General features: G+C 69.3%; 14 protein-coding genes. 10 read left to right on the forward strand and 4 right to left on the reverse strand.

The annotated features are described in order from the left end of the window. Positions 1-407: 407 nt before the first annotated feature. A complete protein-coding gene (gene lon, locus VF632_RS01240) occupies positions 408-2,984 on the reverse strand; it encodes an endopeptidase La (protein ID WP_331021016.1) in 2,577 nt (858 codons plus the stop codon). A gap of 435 nt (positions 2,985-3,419) precedes the next feature. On the opposite strand from lon, the gene VF632_RS01245 reads away from it, so the two are divergent. The 3 genes from VF632_RS01245 (at position 3,420) to VF632_RS01255 (ending at position 5,944) form a co-directional block, all read left to right on the forward strand. Next, a complete protein-coding gene (locus VF632_RS01245; protein WP_331021017.1) occupies positions 3,420-3,956 on the forward strand; it encodes a hypothetical protein in 537 nt (178 codons plus the stop codon). Positions 3,957-4,068: 112 nt separating this feature from the next. Continuing rightward, on the forward strand, positions 4,069-4,347 hold the full coding sequence (locus tag VF632_RS01250) for a hypothetical protein (protein WP_331021018.1): 279 nt from the start codon (positions 4,069-4,071) through the stop codon (positions 4,345-4,347). 229 nt (positions 4,348-4,576) lie between these two features. Then, positions 4,577-5,944 carry an Nramp family divalent metal transporter gene (locus VF632_RS01255; RefSeq protein ID WP_331021019.1) on the forward strand — a complete coding sequence of 456 codons (1,368 nt, stop codon included), beginning with the start codon at positions 4,577-4,579 and terminating at the stop codon, positions 5,942-5,944. 14 nt (positions 5,945-5,958) lie between these two features. On the opposite strand, the gene VF632_RS01260 is transcribed toward VF632_RS01255, so the two are convergent. Continuing rightward, a complete protein-coding gene (locus VF632_RS01260) occupies positions 5,959-6,657 on the reverse strand; it encodes a hypothetical protein (RefSeq protein ID WP_331021020.1) in 699 nt (232 codons plus the stop codon). Between the two features lie 107 nt (positions 6,658-6,764). Beyond that, a complete protein-coding gene (locus VF632_RS01265) occupies positions 6,765-7,139 on the reverse strand; it encodes a WGxxGxxG family protein (RefSeq protein ID WP_331021021.1) in 375 nt (124 codons plus the stop codon). A 245-nt stretch (positions 7,140-7,384) separates the two neighbouring features. On the opposite strand from VF632_RS01265, the gene VF632_RS01270 reads away from it, so the two are divergent. Genes VF632_RS01270 through VF632_RS01280 form a run of 3 tightly spaced genes read left to right on the forward strand, consistent with a single transcriptional unit; the run spans position 7,385 to position 10,166 of the window. Next, positions 7,385-8,251, forward strand: coding sequence for a serine hydrolase (locus tag VF632_RS01270; protein ID WP_331021022.1), 867 nt, complete (start codon positions 7,385-7,387; stop codon positions 8,249-8,251). Then, positions 8,251-8,910 (forward strand): hypothetical protein, encoded by a 660-nt coding sequence (locus tag VF632_RS01275; protein WP_331021023.1) that lies wholly within the window; start codon positions 8,251-8,253, stop codon positions 8,908-8,910. Before VF632_RS01270 ends, VF632_RS01275 begins: the two co-directional genes overlap by 1 nt. Then, positions 8,910-10,166, forward strand: coding sequence for a hypothetical protein (locus VF632_RS01280; protein ID WP_331021024.1), 1,257 nt, complete (start codon positions 8,910-8,912; stop codon positions 10,164-10,166). Before VF632_RS01275 ends, VF632_RS01280 begins: the two co-directional genes overlap by 1 nt. A 137-nt stretch (positions 10,167-10,303) precedes the next feature. On the opposite strand, the gene VF632_RS01285 is transcribed toward VF632_RS01280, so the two are convergent. Further along, positions 10,304-11,422 carry a S8 family serine peptidase gene (locus VF632_RS01285; RefSeq protein WP_331021025.1) on the reverse strand — a complete coding sequence of 373 codons (1,119 nt, stop codon included), beginning with the start codon at positions 11,420-11,422 and terminating at the stop codon, positions 10,304-10,306. A 311-nt stretch (positions 11,423-11,733) separates the two neighbouring features. Between VF632_RS01285 and mprF the strand changes: the two genes are divergently transcribed. The 4 genes from mprF (at position 11,734) to VF632_RS01305 (ending at position 17,338) form a co-directional block, all read left to right on the forward strand. Further along, entirely contained in the window at positions 11,734-14,355 is a 2,622-nt protein-coding gene (gene mprF / locus VF632_RS01290) for a bifunctional lysylphosphatidylglycerol flippase/synthetase MprF (protein ID WP_331021026.1), read from the forward strand. Then, positions 14,352-15,077, forward strand: coding sequence for an AcvB/VirJ family lysyl-phosphatidylglycerol hydrolase (locus VF632_RS01295; RefSeq protein WP_331021027.1), 726 nt, complete (start codon positions 14,352-14,354; stop codon positions 15,075-15,077). The genes mprF and VF632_RS01295 overlap by 4 nt, the downstream gene beginning before the upstream one ends. Before the next feature lie 618 nt (positions 15,078-15,695). After that, positions 15,696-15,980 carry a hypothetical protein gene (locus VF632_RS01300; RefSeq protein ID WP_331021028.1) on the forward strand — a complete coding sequence of 95 codons (285 nt, stop codon included), beginning with the start codon at positions 15,696-15,698 and terminating at the stop codon, positions 15,978-15,980. A gap of 116 nt (positions 15,981-16,096) precedes the next feature. Continuing rightward, positions 16,097-17,338 (forward strand): MFS transporter, encoded by a 1,242-nt coding sequence (locus tag VF632_RS01305; RefSeq protein ID WP_331021029.1) that lies wholly within the window; start codon positions 16,097-16,099, stop codon positions 17,336-17,338. Positions 17,339-17,499 lie beyond the last annotated feature (161 nt).

Below are 17,499 nucleotides of genomic sequence, written 5' to 3' on the forward strand. Positions count from 1 at the left end.
ATCAACAACTCTGGATCGGTGGGCCTCATACGGAGGACGCGGGGGGAAGGATGGGACGGGATCGGCCCGGAGCACGGCCGGGGTGCGGCGCGGCGCGGAGTGTGTGGCGGATCCCTCGGTCGCTGCCGTCCTCGGTGTGTGTGCAGGGGCGGTGGGGCCGCTCCGTCGGGATGACAGGCGCGCTTCGGCAGCTTCGAAACGCCTTCGACGGACCGAACCGATAGCCGGGGGCACTCTGAGGGATCGTCCGCTTCGTCGAGTGTGTGGCGGATCCTTCGGCCGCTGCCGTCCTCGGTGTGCGTGCAGGGGCGGCGGGGCCGCTCCGTCGGGATCACATCTGCGAGCAAACAGACGCGGCCCCGGAGGATGATCCTCCGGGGCCGCTGGGTTGCTGCTTCGCCGAGGGGTCAGGCGCCGCGGTGAAGGCGCAGCTCGCCTTCCATCCCCCGGCCACCGCCGCCGGGCAGCGGCAGCTCGGGAAAGAGCAGGCGGCCCTCGCTCATCTTGGCCCCGCGGAGCGCAATGGAGAGCGCTTCGTCGATGGTGCCGGCGCCGTGCACCTCCATCTGCTCCAGCACCTCGGCCGGCAGGTCCTCCAGGTCCGCCAGGTTCTCCCTGGGCAGGAGAATGATGCGGATGCCCGCGCGGTGGGCGCCCAGCAGCTTTTCCTTGACGCCGCCGATGGGCAGCACCCGCCCCGTGAGCGTGACCTCGCCCGTCATCGCCACGTCGTTGCGGACGGGCGTTCCCGACAGGGCCGACACCAGCGCCGCCGTCATCGCCACGCCCGCGGACGGCCCGTCCTTGGGAATGGCGCCGGCGGGGACGTGGATGTGAAGCTCCGATCCCCATGCCTTGCGGGGGTCGATGCCGTAGCGCGCCGCGTTTGCGCGGGCGTAGGTCAGCGCCGCGCGGGCCGACTCCTTCATCACGTCGCCCAGCTGCCCGGTCAGCACCAGGTTTCCGAACCCGGGCTGCGCCCCGTCGGCGTCGCCGCTGGCGGGCGTGTGCGCGCGCTGCTGCGCCGACACCTCGATGAACATGATGTCGCCGCCCACCGGCGTGTAGTACATCCCCGTCGCCACGCCCAGCACGTCTTCGGTGCTCGCGCGCTCCGGGTGAACCCGCGTGCGGCCCAGGAACTCGTTCACGTCGTCGCGCTCGACGACCACGCGCGTGGTGCCGCCCGTGGCGATGCGGCGGGCCGCCTTGCGCGCCACCTTGCCCACCTCGCGCTCCAGCTGCCGAACGCCGGCCTCGCGGGTGTACTCGGTGATCAGCCGCTCCAGCGCCGCCTCGCTGAGCTCCAGCTCGCCCTCTTCCAGCCCGGACTGCTCCGTCTGGCGCGGAACCAGGTAGCGCTGGGCGATGTTCTTCTTCTCCAGCTCCGTGTACCCGCGGAACTCCACGGCCTCCATGCGGTCGTACAGCGGCGCCGGGATGTTCTCCGTGTAGTTGGCCGTGGCGATGAACAGCACCTCGCTGAGGTCGAACGGCACGCCCAGGTAGTGGTCGGTGAACTCGTGGTTCTGCGCCGGGTCCAGCACCTCCAGCAGCGCCGACGACGGGTCGCCCTGGTAGCTCACGCCCAGCTTGTCGACCTCGTCCAGCAGGATCACCGGGTTGCGGCTCTTGGCCTGCTTCAGCGCCTGCACGATGCGGCCGGGCATGGCGCCCACGTAGGTGCGCCGGTGGCCGCGCACGTCCGCCTCATCGCGCACGCCACCCAGGGCGATGCGCACGTACTTGCGGCCCAGCGCCCGCGCGATGCTCTTGGCGATGGACGTCTTGCCCACGCCCGGAGGGCCCGCGAACAGCAGGATGGGCCCCTTGGCGGTCGCCTTGGCCTTGGCCTCGGCGATCTCCTTTTCCAGCACCTCCACCGGCTGCTCGGCCTCGGTGCCTTCCAGCGCCTCGGCTTCGACCGCCGCATCTTCCTTGACCTCGGCCTCGGCGCGGCGCGCGGCCAGCTGGCGCACGGCCAGGAACTCCAGCACGCGGTCCTTGACGTCTTCCAGGCCGTAGTGGTCCTCGTTCAGCACCTCTTCGGCCGCGCCCAGGTTCAGGCTGTCCTCGGTGCGCGTGCTCCACGGCAGGTCCGTCACCCACTCCAGGTAGGTGCGGATCACCTGGTACTCGGCGCTCTGCGGGTTGGTGCGCTCCAGCCGCCCCAGCTCGCGATCGATGTCTTCGCGCACGGTCTCCGACAGCCCCAGCGCCTCGATCTTTTCGCGAAGCTCCTCCACCTCGCGGCCCTCGTCTTCCTCGCCCAGCTCGCGCTGGATGGCCTTCATCTGCTCGCGCAGCAGCATTTCGCGCTGGCGCTCGCCCAGCTCCTCCTGCACCTGCTGCTGGATCTCTTCCTGCGCCTCGATCAGGGCCAGCTGGCGCTGCACGATCAGCAGCAGGGAGCGCAGCCGCTCCTCGACGGAAAGGCTTTCCAGCAGCTTCTGCTTGGCCTCCGGCGGCATTTCCACGTAGAACGACACCAGGTCGGCGAACGCGCCGGGCTCGGTGACGCCCTCCATGAATTGCTGCAGCATTTCGGCGGGGATCCCGCGGCGCCGGCCCAGCTCGGCCGCGCGGTCGCGCAGCTCGCGGTTCAGCGCCACGAACGCCGGGTCTTCGGCGTTCACCGGCGGCTGCTCCGTCATCGCCCGCGCGTGCGCCGTCAGCCCGTGCCCGGCGTCCACGAACTGCAGCGCCATGGCGCGCGACTCGCCGTGGATCAGCAGCTGCACCCCACCGCCGCCCTTCTGCACCTGCGCAATGCGCACGATGGTGCCGACGGTGTACAGGTTGTCGTGCTCCACGTCGTCGCGGTTCTCCTTCTGGGCGACGGCGAACATCCGCCGGTCGCCCGCGAGCGCCGCCTCGATGGCTTGCAGCGTCCCGGGGCGGCCCGCCGAGATGGGCACGGCCGTTCCCGGGAAGATGACCGTTTCCCTCAGGGGCAGAACGGGCAGCATCAACTTCTCGCTCATGTTGTCTATCCTTTAGACGAATGCGGCCGGCTGTGTCCCCGCCGCTTGCTGTCGATCGAGTTTGCATCTTTGCGGCCACGCTCGTATACCCCTCCAGGGGTTCCCGCGTGCCCCGTAATCGCTTGCCTAATCTACACTTAACCCACGGAATCCGGTCCGCTGCCAAAGCGGCTGGGTTCTGGTGGCCAGATGCCGGTTCGGCGGCGCCCCTGCCGATGCGGCACAAGTGTCCGTGCTGTGCGTGCATACGCTACGAAACAATGCGCGCGCTGTTACCGCCTCGATTCGTTTTCCCGTAATTGGCTAAGTGTGTAACGAAAGGCTTTGTGGACACCCGCGCTGACAACTGCCAAGCCGATCGAGTGCGCCGCTACCGGCCCACGACGCGGGGGGCTAAATTAGCCTCACGCTCACGCTTTTTTTATCGGAGATACGATGCCAACCGAATCTAACGATGTACGCAGGTACCTTCACGAGACGCAACTTGCGCAATTGAACTACACTTCCAGTGGCCTCGGACCATGGGTTGACAAGACCTATTCAGACGTTGAGCGGCAGATCGACAAAGGCGCTGGATTTGCCCGCCTGTCAACAGATGGGGAGTGGCTGGAATCCAGTGTCCCCCTTCCTGTGAGCACGTTCAACTATGCCGACCAACAGGATAGATTTGAGCTTGTGCGGCGCCGATTTGTGATCGACGGGTGGGTGCAAGCTACCATCACCGCGGACGACGCTCAGCAGCCCACCCCGTGGCTCACGTTGCGCGCGCCGCTTACGTCGGTATGGCTGGAGCTTGATCGAAGGACGGTCCGCCCGGAGATCTTGGCGGGTGAAACGATCGCGCAAGCTATCACGCGGTTCACCACTGCCGGGGCCGTTTACTACCCAACGATCTGGGATCAGGCAGCCGTCCCCGTGCATCAGATTCGTAGTGTGATTCGACGCCACCCGTACGCTCCAGACGCCGAGTAAGGCGCATTGGTCCCGACTGCCTCCGTCCCGCCCGGTGACTACGCCCGAGTGCTCTCACGGGTGCGGCACGCCAGAGGGAGAACACACTATCTTACCTACAGGAGTGATGCATATGCCTGTGATGGAACGACAGCCCGGATTTGCATACGTTGAGATTGTCGGAGCGGATCGGTACAGCGAGAATGAACCGATCAAGGTCACGCTTTCGCGGGTGCCCTGCATAGGCGAGATGGTGCGGGTATGGGACGATGACCCGCAACGGGTGCGGAACGTCATCCACAGCGCTCATTATGGTGCACCCGGCCCGAACGAGATCGACGCGGTTATTTACTTGGAACCGCTACAACCGCAGCAGGGCCGCGCTACCGGGGTTTCTGCCCGGCTATTCTGAGCGAGTAGCGGGGGCTTCAGAACGGAGGCCCCGCTTTCTCGACCGCTCCCCCTCACTCCCGCCCCACCGCGTCCGGGCCGCTATAGCCGGCCTACTCACTTCGCTCATCACCGCACAATTGTAGGTTAGCGGTAGCTGGCTGGTGTCTCTGCACGGGTGCGGGTGAAGGGGGGCCCGTGTACATTACGCATCCCGCCGGCGACGCACGCTTTCCCTTCCTTCCGATCCCATGAAGCGCTTTCTCCAGGTGCTGTTCTGGTCGCTGATCCCCGCCGCCTTCATCGGGCCGGGCACCGTGACGACCGCCGCCTCGGCCGGGGCCAGGTTCGGCTACGGCCTGCTGTGGGCGCTGACGTTCTCGACGATCGCCACCGTCGTGCTGCAGGAGGCCAGCGCGCGGGTGACGGTGATCTCGGGCCGCAACCTGGCCGAGGCCATCCGCGACCGCTTCCGCGGCGGCGCAACCGGTCTCCTGGTCATCCTCCTGGTCCTGGGCGCCATCGTCCTCGGCAACGCGGCGTACGAGGCGGGCAACGTGCTGGGGGCGGCGGCTGGCGCGGCGCTCGGCTCGCCCATCTCGTCGCGAGCCGCCACGGCGCTGATCGTCATCGTCACCTTCGCCGTCCTCTGGGTGGGCACGCCGAAGGTGGTGACCACCGTGCTCGCGGCGACCGTCGGGGTGATGGGCATCACCTTCCTGGTGACCGCGGTGATGCTGTGGCCGCCGTTGGGCGAGGTGCTGCGCGGCTCGCTCGTTCCGTCCGCCCCCACCGGGTCAGGGCTGCTCCTGCTGGGCCTGGTGGGGACGACGGTGGTGCCCTACAACCTGTTCCTGGGCTCGGCCGCGGCGCGGGGGCAGAACCTGCGCGAGATCCGCTTCGGGCTGACGGTGGCGGTGATCCTCGGCGGCTTGATCTCCATGGCGATCCTGGTCGCCGGGGCGGGGCTGCGGGGCACCTTCAGCTACGAGGCCGTGTCGGCGATGCTGTCGGGGCGATTGGGTGGATGGGCGGGGGCGATGTTCGCGTGGGGATTGTTCGCGGCCGGCTTTTCCTCCGCCATCACCGCGCCCCTGGCGGCGGCGGTGACGGCGGGAAGCCTGTTCGAGGACGGGTCCGGCCGCTGGCACGCGCGCGGCCCGCGCTATCGCGCCGTGTGGATGGGGGTGCTGGCCGTGGGCGCGGCGTTCGGGCTGGCCGGCGTGCCGCCCATCCCGGCCATCATCCTGGCGCAGGCGCTGAACGGGGTGGTGCTGCCCTTTGCCGCGGTGTTCCTGCTGGTCGTGGTGAACGACCGCGCGCTGATGGGCGACGACGGCATCAACCGACCCATGACCAACGTGGTGATGGGCGCCGTCGTGGCGGCCACGCTGGTGCTGGGCGTCTCCGGCGTGCTGAAGGCGGCCGCCTCGGCGTTCGGCGGCACCCCGACGGAGGGGCGCATCCTGGCCACCGCGGGGGGGATCGCGGGCGTGCTGCTGATCCCCCTCCTTCTCTGGGTGCGGCGCGCCCGCGCGAGGCAAGAACATCGAACAGCGGGGACAGCCTCACGTGGTGAAGCTGCCCCCGCTCCGAAACCCCGGCTACCCGACCGCTGACGGGAGCGAAGCGCTCAGCTCGCGGTGCCCTGCCCGGACCGGGTGGTGCCGCGCTCGTACCCGGTGCGGCAGAAATCGCGCATGGTGTCGAACGAAGCAGCGTTCGGGCCGGTGAGCCCGCGCCGGATCTCCGGTTCTACCTCGGTGTAGCTCCGGCCGTTGTACTCCGGATTGCGCGAAGCCGCGTAGCCGAGGGTGTAGTAGTTCCTCGCCTGCGGGTAGGTGACGGTCGTCCGCGCGGGATGTGACTGGTAGTGGGCGCGGTAGTGGGTTTCGTCGTCCTCGCTGTGCTCCGAGAACGCCTCCAGCACCTGCTTCCCGGCCCACCAGCTTCCGGCCGCGACGGCCAGCCCACCCAGAAGCGTCTTCCACTCGAAGCCGCCCCGAACGTAGTCCCGCACGTCTACCCAGGTGCTGTTCCCCTGCGGCTTGTACTCCTTCTCGAGATCGATCTCCACTTCCTGGAACGAACGACCCTGGTAGCTGGGTTTCGCGGCAGCGGTGTGGCCCAGCTGGTACCCGGACCGCGCGTTCTCGTAGTTGTGAGTCGCGGGGCGGTCCGTACGTGCGTCGAAGTCGCGCCGGTAGTAGTGCGAATCGTACGCGTCGAAATCATCCGACGCCGCCGAGTGCCCGGTCCCGGTACCGGACCCTCCGGTGGCACCGGAACCGCTGCTGCCGGCGCTCCCACCCAGGTGATCGTTCTGATCCATGATTTACCCCGGAATGCGTTGGTGAACGGCTGAACATCAGGAACCTGCGGGTGCGACGGGGCCGGGGCCCCGGAAACACGGCGCCGGGGCCCCGCACACCGAAATTTCTACACGTTGCGGCTGCCACCCCCGGTGGTTCCACCGCGGCCCATGCTTCCCGGCGTGTCGTCCGGGCGAACGATCGTGTGGTCGACCACCGGCCCGCTCGTGGTGGCACGGTGCGTTTCCACCGGCCGTACCGTCTCGCGATGGGTGTGCACCTCCTCCTTCTTGCCCCGGCCCAGGAGCCCCGCGAGACCCAGCAAGCCGAGCAGGCCCCACGGGAATCCACCTCCCTCGCGTTCTTCGTGCTCGACGGTGGTGGTCGTGGTAGATGCCACCGAATCCTGGGCGTGCACCGGCGGTGTGGGCATCGCGCAGAGAACGAGGGCAAAAACGACCATCTTCCACCCCATCGCCGTACCGCCTCGGGCTGCATGCATGGCTCTCATCTCCTGATACGGGACCGAAGGAAGCTGCGGCGTTCAGCCAAAGCAGGTAGCATGCCGGAGACACTCATAATTGACGTCCTATCATTGTCCGGCCCCTCCGCGGCGCGGGTGAAACTGAGCCCTGCTCACCCCTGCCTGTGCCCCTGGCTGGCGTACAACCTGCAATGCGGACCGCTTCTCTGAGCGATCAGCCGGCCGGGACGGACCGGCCGGCCCGCCGACCCGCCACGACCCAGATGGCAGCCAGGAAAGACCGGAAGGAAGACGACGACCCCTTGCGCACCCAGGTCCGCAAGATCGCCGACGACGCGGGTGCGCTCTCGGTGGCGGTGGCGTATCACGACTACGAAACGCGCACGGCGTGGAGCTTTCGCGGCGACGAGTGGTTCCACGCGGCCAGCACCATCAAGGTTCCCGTGCTGCTGGGGGTGTTCGCCGCCATCGCCCGGGGCGAGCTGGCGCTGAACGCCCGCGTGCACGTTCGCAACCGCTTCTTGAGCGTGGCCGACGGCAGCTCGTTTCGCGTGGGAAGCTCGCGCGACGCCAACGCCGACGTGCAGCAGGCCATCGGCAAGACCATGAAGGTGAGCGACCTGGCGTACCACATGATCACCACCAGCAGCAACCTGGCCACCAACCTGCTGATCGACGTGGTGGGCATCGATGCGGTGCGCAAGACGCTGGCGGACCTGAACCTGGACGACGGGGTGGAGTTCCGGCGCGGGGTAGAGGACGAGCACGCCTTCGAACGCGGCATCAGCAACCGGTGCACGGCCGACGGCATGCTGCGCGTGCTGCGAGCCATCGAAGACCGCAAGGCGTTCAGCGCCCAGGCATCGGAACAGATGCTCGACATCCTTCACGCGCAGGAGTTTCGCAGCGGCATTCCCGCGGGGCTTCCGGAAGGCGCGAAGGTGGCCAACAAGACGGGGGAGATCAGCACCGTGGCGCACGACGCGGGCATCGTGTACCTGCCCAGGCGCAAGCCGTATGCGCTGGTGGTGCTGACGGAGTGGGACAAGGACCGGTCGTCGGGGCGCAAGGACACCATCGCGCGCATCTCGCGCGCCATCTACCACCACCTAGCGGAGAAGGGGGACTGATGCCCCTGCTTCGCGTGGTGGACGGGCTGACGCTGGCCGAGGCGCACCGCCAGGTGCTGCGCCCGGGCCAGCTGGTGCGGGGACGCGACGGCAAGGCGCGCCGGCTTCCGCGCTGGTTCTACGAGGTGCCCTCGTGGGAGGCGGCGCTCGAAACGCAGCTGGCGCCCAACTTCAAGGTGTGGGAGTTTTTGAACGTGGACGTGCGCGAGCACGAGCTTCAGCGCCTGCGCTGGCCCCGCTACCTGCCGATGGCCGTGGGGCTGCTGGCGGCGGCGCTGGAGGTGTTCCGGGCAGAGGTGAACACCTACGTGCACGTGGCGGCCAACGGGGGGTACCGCTCGCCGGCGCACCGCCTGAGCGGCCCGGCGTCGCCGCATTTCTGGGGCACGGCGGTGAACCTGTACCGCATTGGCGACGACTGGCTGGACGACGAGAAGAACATCACCCGGTACGCCCGGCTGGCGCGCGAAGTGTCGGCCGCGTTCTTCGCCCTGCCGTACGGGCACAGCCTGGGCGAAACGGACGACCACCTGCACCTGGACGTGGGATACGCCACCCTGGCGCCGCACGAAGGTGCCAGCGAAGAGAACGACGAAGATGCGGAGCCGTTGCAGGGCGGGGACGCGGACGAAACCGAAACCCGCGAGACTGAGGCGTGATGCCTGACGATACCAAGAAGCTCAGTTCGGCCAAGGGCGAGTCCCGCTCGGCCGGTTCAGGAGGCGGAGGCGGCCGGCTGGAGCTGGCGGCCATCGGCATGGAAGCCGAGTTCCAGGTGCACGTGGACGGCGAGCTGGTGCGGCCCGAAGACGTGTTCGGCAGCCCGCGCGCCTTTGTGCGCGGCAACCTGATGCACCGCGTGGGCACCTCGTACCACCTGCCCACGGGCGGGGCCGTGTACTTCGACACCGGCGTCATCGAGGTCGCCACGCCGGTGATCGAGATCGACCGCGGCTGTGCGGCGCGCGCGGGGCGCAGCCTGTGGGAGAGCGTGCTGTACCTGCGCGAGGAGCTCGACGAGTGGGAGCGCCGCGAGGGCCGCGACGTGCGCCTGACCGGCTTCAGCGCGCACTACAACGTGTCGTTCGAGCTCCCGCGTGAGGAGCAGGGGCGCAGCCGCACGGTGCGGAAGCTGGCGCTGCTGCTTTCCTACATCCTCCCCGTGCCGGTGATGCTGCTGGCCACCAACCGCCAGTCGAGCGGCGTGGGGGTGCGTCCGCGCGGCGACCGCATCGAGGTGACGGTGGACTTCACCCCCAGCGCCAGCCTGATGATCGCCACGGGCACGCTGATCGTGGGGATCGTCCGCGAGGTGATGAAGTGGCAGTCGTTCGAGCTGGAGATGCTCGCGGAGCACAACATTCCGGTGATCGCCGGCTACAAGCCCATGCCGCACACGTCGCGCAAGGGATGGCTGGCGCGCAAGGACTGCTACAGCCAGGACCCGTTCGCGCAGGACATCGACTCGCCCGTGTGGGACACCACGGACGGCCGCACGATGAGCCTGCGCCACATCGCGGGGCTGATCACCAAGACGTTCTGGCACCCCATCCGCCGTATCAGCGACCCGTGGACCTTCCGGCTGATCGGCTCGGTGATGCGGGGGCGCGCGCCGTCGCTGCTGGACCTGGACGACCGGCCGGCGGAGTACGACGACGTGGGGCGGCTGTGCACCTGGGACAACCTGTTCCCGGAAACCGAGCTGAGCCGCAGCCGCTACGAGCGCGTGCTGATCCGCGCCATCAGCGGGCAGAAGCTGTGGATGCACGGGCGACGCTACACGCCCACGGGAATGCGCGGCTGGTCGTCCGTCGTGTTCCGCGCGGACGACGACGGCTCGCGCCACGTGTTCGGCATCGACTACCTGCTGGGGCACCTGCGCGACTGGGAGCGTCCGCGGACGAGGGGCGGGTAACTACGGTAACTACGGTCAAAACGGTAACTAACGTAACATCGAACCAAGAGAGGCCGGCCCCGCATCGCGGAGCCGGCCTCTTTCATTCACCCGTCGTCGTGACCTTCCCGACCGTAGTGACCGTTGTTACCCGCGGTTCACCGCGAGGCGATCGGGTCCGGGTTGCCGTCGGGGTCGCACTTGGCGCTGCCGCTGGTGCGGATGCTGCCCATCAGCAGGACGCCGGCCACGTGCGGCGCCGCCATCGAGGTGCCGCTCATCGTCGTCGTGCCGCCGCCCTTCTTGGTGGACAGGATGCTCACGCCCGGCGCGGCGTAGTCCACCGGCGGGTTGCCCCAGTTGCTCCACGACGCCATGCAGTCGACGTTGTTGATGGCGGAGATGGTGAAGACGTTGTTGCCGTTGGCGCGGGCCGGGGTGAAGTTGGCCGCGTTCTGGCCGTCGTTGCCGGCCGCCAGCACCATCCGGATGCCCTTGGCCGCCGCGTCGGTCACGGCCTTTTCCAGCGTGGCGTTGCTGCCGCTGCCGCCCAGGCTCAGGTTGGCCACGTCGCCCGAGGCGCCGTTGGCTGCCACGAAGTTGATGCCGTTGATCACGCCTTCCCAGCTGCCGCTGCCGCTGTTGCCCAGCACGCGAACCGAGCAGACGTAGGCGTTGGCCGCCACGCCCACCACGTCCAGGCCGTTGTTCTTGGCCGCCACCGTGCCGGCCACGTGCGTGCCGTGCCCGTTGCCGTCCGCCGGGCTGGTGCCCGCGTAGTAGGTGTGGCAGGCGCGGCTGGTGTTCAGGTCGGCATGGTTCAGGTCGATGCCGCTGTCGATGATCCACGCCGTCTTGCCGGTGCCGTCGCCGGCGCCGCCCACGCGGGTGATGCCCCAGGGCGTGGTCTGCGTCGTGCTGCCGCCGCCACCCGGACGCGCCGTCTCACGCGGAAGCCGCAGGCCGACGACGCCGTCCTTCTCTACGATGTCCACCCGCGGGTCGGCCATCACCGCGGCCAGCCGGCCCTGCGGAATGACGGCCGAGAAGCCGGGCGCCGCATGCTGCCGCAGGAAGCGGACGGCGAAGCCGTTGCCGCGGGCCAGGTCGGCGGCGGCCGAGGCCACGTCGACGCCGGGCTTGAAGGTGACGATGTAGATGGGCGCGTTTTCCGACGCGGACAGCGACGCATCGGCCGCCGGGGTGGTCACGGGCCCGTCCTGACAGGCGGCCAGGCTCAGTGCGGCGAGCGCGGCGAGGGGGATGGAACGACGCATGGAATCTCCTCCGGGTGGGTGAGAGGCGCAGGCTAGGGCCAGGGGAGGCCCACCGGTGCCCGCGGATGGGACGCCCCCTGGAAAGGCAAGCGCGGGACCATTCTGGCCCATCACCCTAAGTGTATACCGTTTCAGTAATTAGCATCTTCACACGGCATCTGCTCCGCCGTTTGAGTGCACCAGAATAGTGCGGTGGGACCCGGAACCGTGCGCTTCATCTGGTGCACGTGCCCTCCTCCGGCAGCCTTTCGGCGGCCTTGCGGCGGCGCCATATTCCCCGCCCCCTCTGACGAGCCATTTCAAGCGTTTTCGTGGATACCCAGACCTCGCCCGCTGCTCCGCCGCAGGAGCCGACACCGCAGCGCGCGTCGCTGGCGACGCTCGCCTTCCGCTGGCTCTCCCCGGCGGTGGGGCTGGGCCTGTTCGCCGCGGCCGTGTGGGTGCTCAACCAGTCGCTGCGCGAGGTGAGCTACCGCGAGGTGCGGGCGACCATCCACAACCTTCCCGCGCTGTCGCTGCTGCTGGCCGTGCTGGCCACCGCGGCCAACTACGCCATCCTCTGCGCCTTCGACCTGCTGGCGTTCCGCTACGTGGGCAGGCGGCTGACGGACTGGAAGGTGGCCGTCACCTCGTTCATCGGCTACGCGGTGGCCAACAACGTGGGGTTCGCCATCATCTCGGGCACCTCCGTGCGCTACCGCTTCTACTCGCGCTGGGGGCTGGGGGCCGAGGACATCTCGCGCATCGTCGTCTTCTATACCGGCACCTTCTGGCTGGGGTTCCTGGTGCTGGCAGGATGGAGCCTGGCCTTCGACCCGCTTCCCGGGATGAAGACCATGCTGGGGGCCACCACGGTGTCCCTCATCGGCTGGGCGCTGCTGATCACCGCCTTCTCGTACCTGGTGGCGGCCGGGGTGCGCCGCGAGCCGGTGAAGATGTGGAAGTGGCGGATCCCGGTGCCGCCGATGCGCACCGTCGCCATGCAGTACCTGCTGTCGACGGTGGACTGGGCGCTTGCCGCGGCCGTCTTCTTCGTCCTGCTGCCGAAGACGCAGCTGACCTTCGCCGAGTTCCTGGGTGCCTTTCTGGCCGCGCAGCTGCTGGGGCTGGTCAGCCACGTTCCCGGCGGCGTGGGGGTGTTCGAGGGGACGATGGTGGTGCTGCTGGGGCAATACCTGTCACTGGGGCAAATCGTCTCGTCGCTCGTCATCTACCGGCTGATCTACTACATCATCCCCCTCGCGGTCGCGCTGCTGATCCTGGTGGTGGACGAGGTCCGCCAGCGGCGGCACCACCTGGCCAAGCTGGGAAGCTGGGTGGGGAGCCTGTCGCAGCAGCTGGCGCCGCGGGTGCTGGGGATGTTCCTGTTCCTGTGCGGCGCACTCCTCCTCCTTTCCGGCGCTACGCCCACCGAGCCCCAGCGCCTGGCGTGGATCGACCGGAACCTGCCGCTGGTGATGGTGGAGGCGGGGTACCTGATCGGTAGCGTGGCGGGCGTGGCCATGCTGATCGTGTCGCAGGCGGTGGCGCGGCGGCTGGACATGGCCTTCTTCCTGGGCGCGGCCAGCCTGGCGGTGGGCATCGGCGCGTCGCTGCTGAAGGGCGCCGACTACGAAGAGGCGGTGCTGCTGGCCGGCGTGCTGGCCGCGCTGGTCGTCAGCCGCCCGGCCTTCGACCGCAAGGCGGATTTCTGGGCCGCGCGCTTTTCGCCCGGCTGGGTGTTCGGGCTCACCGCGGTGATCGGCGCCACCATCTGGCTGGGCTTCTTCGCCTTCAAGCACGTGGAGTACAGCAGCGACCTGTGGTGGCGCTTCGCACTGCGGCAGGACGCCCCGCGCGCGCTGCGGGCGACGATGCTGGCCACCATCCTGATGCTGGCCTTCGGCGTGGCCCGCCTGCTGAGGCCCGCCCCCCCGCAGATCCACCTGCCCACGGACGAGGAGCTGCGCCGCGCCGAGGAGCTGATCCGCGCGCAGCCCTCCACCGTGCCCTACCTCGTCTACCTGCTGGACAAGACGCTTCTGTTCAGTGAGGACGGCCGCGCGTTTTTGATGTACGCCGTGCAGGGGAACACCTGGGTGGCCATGGGCGACCCCGTGGGCGACCCGCGCTCGGTGCCGGGGCTCATCCGGCGCTTCTTCGAGCGCTGCGACGACTACGGCGGCATTCCCGTCTTCTACCAGGTGGGCAAGGACCGGCTTCACCAGTACGCCGACTTCGGGCTGACCTTCGCCAAGCTGGGCGAAGAGGCGTTCGTGGACCTTCCCTCCTTTCACCTGGACGGGGCGGATCGCAAGCCCTTCCGCCTGGTGACCAACCGCTTCGGGCGCAGCGGCATGACGTTCCGCGTGGTGCCGCCGGAGGAGATCCCCGCCCTGCTGCCGCAGATGGAGGAGGTTTCGCACGAGTGGATGGAGGGGAAGCGCGCGGCCGAGAAGGGCTTCTCCCTCGGCTTCTTTTCCCCCGCGTACGTGCTTCGCTTTCCGGCCGCGGTGGTGGAGCAGGACGGGCGCCTGCTGGCCTTCGCCACGGTGTGGCCCGGGTCCGACGGCGTGGAGCTTTCGGTGGACCTGATGCGGTACCGCCGCGACGCGCCGCGCAGCGTGATGGAGGCGCTGATGCTGAACCTGATGCTGTGGGGCAAGGCGGAGGGCTACCGGCGATTCAACCTGGGGATGGCCCCGCTGTCGGGGCTGGAGGTGTCGGCGGTGGCGCCCGCGTGGACGCGCATCGGCAGCTTTTTGTTCCAGCGCGGCGAGGCGCTGTACAACTTCCAGGGGCTGCGGCAGTACAAGGACAAGTTCGATCCCGCGTGGGAGCCGCGCTACCTGGCGTACCCCGGCGGCCTGGCGCTGCCGCGGATCACCGCGGACGTGTCGGCGCTGATCGCGGGGGGCTACCGCGCCATCTTCCGCCGCGGGCGCGCCGCGTGATCCGCGCCCTGCTCGCGGGCGCGGTGCTGCTGGGCCTGGGCGTGGTTGCCGGGTGCAGCCACGTGCGCATTCCCGCCGCGGCGGGATCGGCGGGCGGCAGGGCGCGCGCGCTCCCCCTGCGCCCCTTTCCGGTGCGGGGCGATACGGGCCGCGTGTTCGCCATCGTGCTCACGGGCGACGGGCCCACGGGGGGACTCGGGAAGGAGATCGGCAGCGATCTGCAGTCTGCGGGGGTGCCGTCGGTGGTCTGGCACACGCTGCGGTACTACTGGAATCCCCAGAGCCCCGAGCAGTCCGCGCGCGACCTGGACGCGGTGATCCGCCACTACGCGTCGGCATGGGGCCGCGACCGCGTGGTGCTGGTGGGCTACTCCATGGGCGCCGACGTGCTGCCGTTCCTGGTGAACCGCCTCCCCGACGATTCGCGGCACCGCGTGGCGGGGATGGCCCTGCTGGCGCTGGCGCACGATGCCGTGTTCGAGTTCCGCTTCGAACAGTGGTGGGGCACCTCCAGCGCCCCGCGCTTCGCCACACGGCCCGAGGTGGAAAAGCTGGCCGGCCTTCGCGTGCTCTGCGTCTGGGGCGTGGGAGACGACAAGGCGGCGTGCCCGCTGATGCGCACGGCGCCCATGCGCGAGGTGCAGCTGCGCGGCGGCCACCAGTTCAAGGGCGACCAGAAGCGCCTGCTGCGCGTGGTCCGCGAGTTCGCGCTGGAGGACTGACCCCCCTCTCCCGGCCTCTCCCCCGCAAACTGCGCGGGAGAGAGGAGCACTTCTTACGAGGTTCGATGGGCTGCCGCTCACGCTTCGGGAGCCCCCTCCCCCCGGCCCCCGTCCCCCGCTTCGCAGGGGAGGGGGAGAACTGCACACAGCTCGCCCGATCACGATGTCATCTCGACGGAGCGGCCAAGCCACACTTGCCCCTGCTCCACAGACCGCAGCGATTGAGGGATCCGCCACACCTTTCGCGAAGCGTACCGGACTCCGCGGTCACAGAGCAGTCGGTGCTGTTCGCGGCTCACCATCGGCGAAAAGAACCGGATCGACGATTCCGCGACCGAGGAGCGTCACCCTGGCTGTGTGGCGGATCCCTCAGTCGCTGCCGTCTACGGTGTACCGACAGCTTCGGGGTGACCGCTCCATCGGGATGACAGGTGCGCTTCGGCGGGTGCGACGGGTACCTCCGTCGCTGCTACCCGGGTGCGCCGCTCGTCAGGATGACAACTCTCTCAGCGCCTGCTACGCGCCTGACGTGATCGCTTCTGCACGGTACTTGCGGATGCGCCCGGACGAGCCGTCGAGGGAGACGGACAACATCACCTGGGTTGGAAGGAACATCCGATGAAGAAGCTCCTGGTTCTTGCGGCCGCTGCGCTGCTTTCTGCCGCGCCCGCCGCCGCGCAGCAGACGATGGACGCGCCCGCCGAGACCACGCCAGCGACGACCGCTCCGGCCGCGCAGACGGTTGCCCCCAGCCTGTTCGTGTCCCAGGACGAAATCCGCCAGCGCGTGGCCGCCGCCGAGGCGCAGCGCGAAGGCGCCCAGATGGGCAGCAACTTCTGGTACACCGTTGCCGCCATCGCGCTGGGCATCATCATCGCCAGCCTGCTGCTGAACAACAACTGAGCCGCGGACCCGCTCGCTCGCGAAGCCCCGCCGGGCACCCTTCCGGCGGGGCTTCGCGCGTCCGGGAACCCCTCGCGCACCTTGCCCGCCAGGCGCCGGTGTAGGATCATGCGCGGATGAACGGCCATGACGCGCCCGGAGCCCCGGCGCCGGAGGCCCGCCCGCGCGGGCTGATGCGCGGAAACGTGCTGTGGCTGAGCGTGGCGTCGTTCCTGAACGATGCTGCCAGCGAGATGATCTATCCCCTGCTGCCGCTGTTCCTTACCGGCACGCTGGGGGTGGGCGCCGCGTTCGTGGGCGTCGTGGAGGGCGTGGCCGAGAGCGCCTCGAGCCTGCTGAAGCTGGCCAGCGGCTGGCTTGCGGACCGTACCGGACGCCGCAAGGCGCCCACGGCCCTGGGCTACGCCATCGCGGCGCTCGGCCGTCCGCTGATCGCGATGACGACGGTGGGGTGGCAGGTGCTCGCCGTGCGCCTGGCCGACCGGGTGGGCAAGGGCATCCGCACCGCGCCGCGAGATGCGCTCCTGGCGGAGTCGGTGCCAGCCGAGCACCGGGGAGCAGCATTCGGGCTTCATCGCGCGGCGGACCACGCGGGCGCCGTCGCCGGCCCGCTGATCGCCTCGGCGCTGCTGCTGGCGTGGCCGGGCGACCTGCGTACGGTGTTCGCGCTCGCCATCATCCCCGGCGTGCTGACGGTGGGCGCGGTGCTGTGGAAGGTGCGCGAAACCGCGCCCGTGTCCCCGGCCACGTCCGCCCCGCCGCTGCCGCGCTGGAGCGAGCTAGGGCCGACGCTTCCGCGCTACCTGGCCGTGCTGGCGCTGTTCACGCTGGGCAACGCGTCGGACGCCTTTCTCCTTCTGCGCGCGGCCGAAGCTGGGGTGCCGGTCGCCGCCATTCCGCTGCTGTGGAGCGTGCTGCACGTCAGCAAGGCGGTGTTCAGCGTCTGGGGCGGGCGGCTGAGCGACCGCATCGGCGCGCGGCGGGCGATCGTGGCGGGGTGGATGGTGTACGCGGCGGTCTACGCGGGGTTCGCCGTGGTGGGCGCGGCGTGGCAGGTATGGGCGCTGTTCCTGGTGTACGGCCTGTACTTCGGGCTGACGGAGGCGCCGGAAAAGGCGCTCGTCGCGGCGCTGGCTCCGGACGGCCGCCGGGGCAGCGCGTTCGGCGCCTACCACGCGGCCATCGGCATCGCGGCGCTGCCGGCGAGCGTGCTCTTCGGGGTGCTCTGGCAGGTGTTCGGGGCGCAGGTGGCGTTCGCGGCGGGCGCGGCCTTCGCCCTCGCGGCGGCGCTGCTGCTGCCGTGGGCCCTCCCGCGGGAGCGCCGATGGGGGTCACACGCGCGCCATTTGTCATCGTAGAAGAGGGCGGGGACACACCAGCATAGCGTGCTACGGCGAGCACCGGGGTCGAGGCCTCGGCCCTGCTGGGGCGACTAAAGTCGCGGCAACAACTGCCCAAAGTCCGCCTTCGCGGACTGCACGCGAAGCCGAGTGCACGGAGCCAGTCGAGACGCACACGA

Source organism: Longimicrobium sp. (assembly GCF_036388275.1).
GTDB lineage: Bacteria > Gemmatimonadota > Gemmatimonadetes > Longimicrobiales > Longimicrobiaceae > Longimicrobium.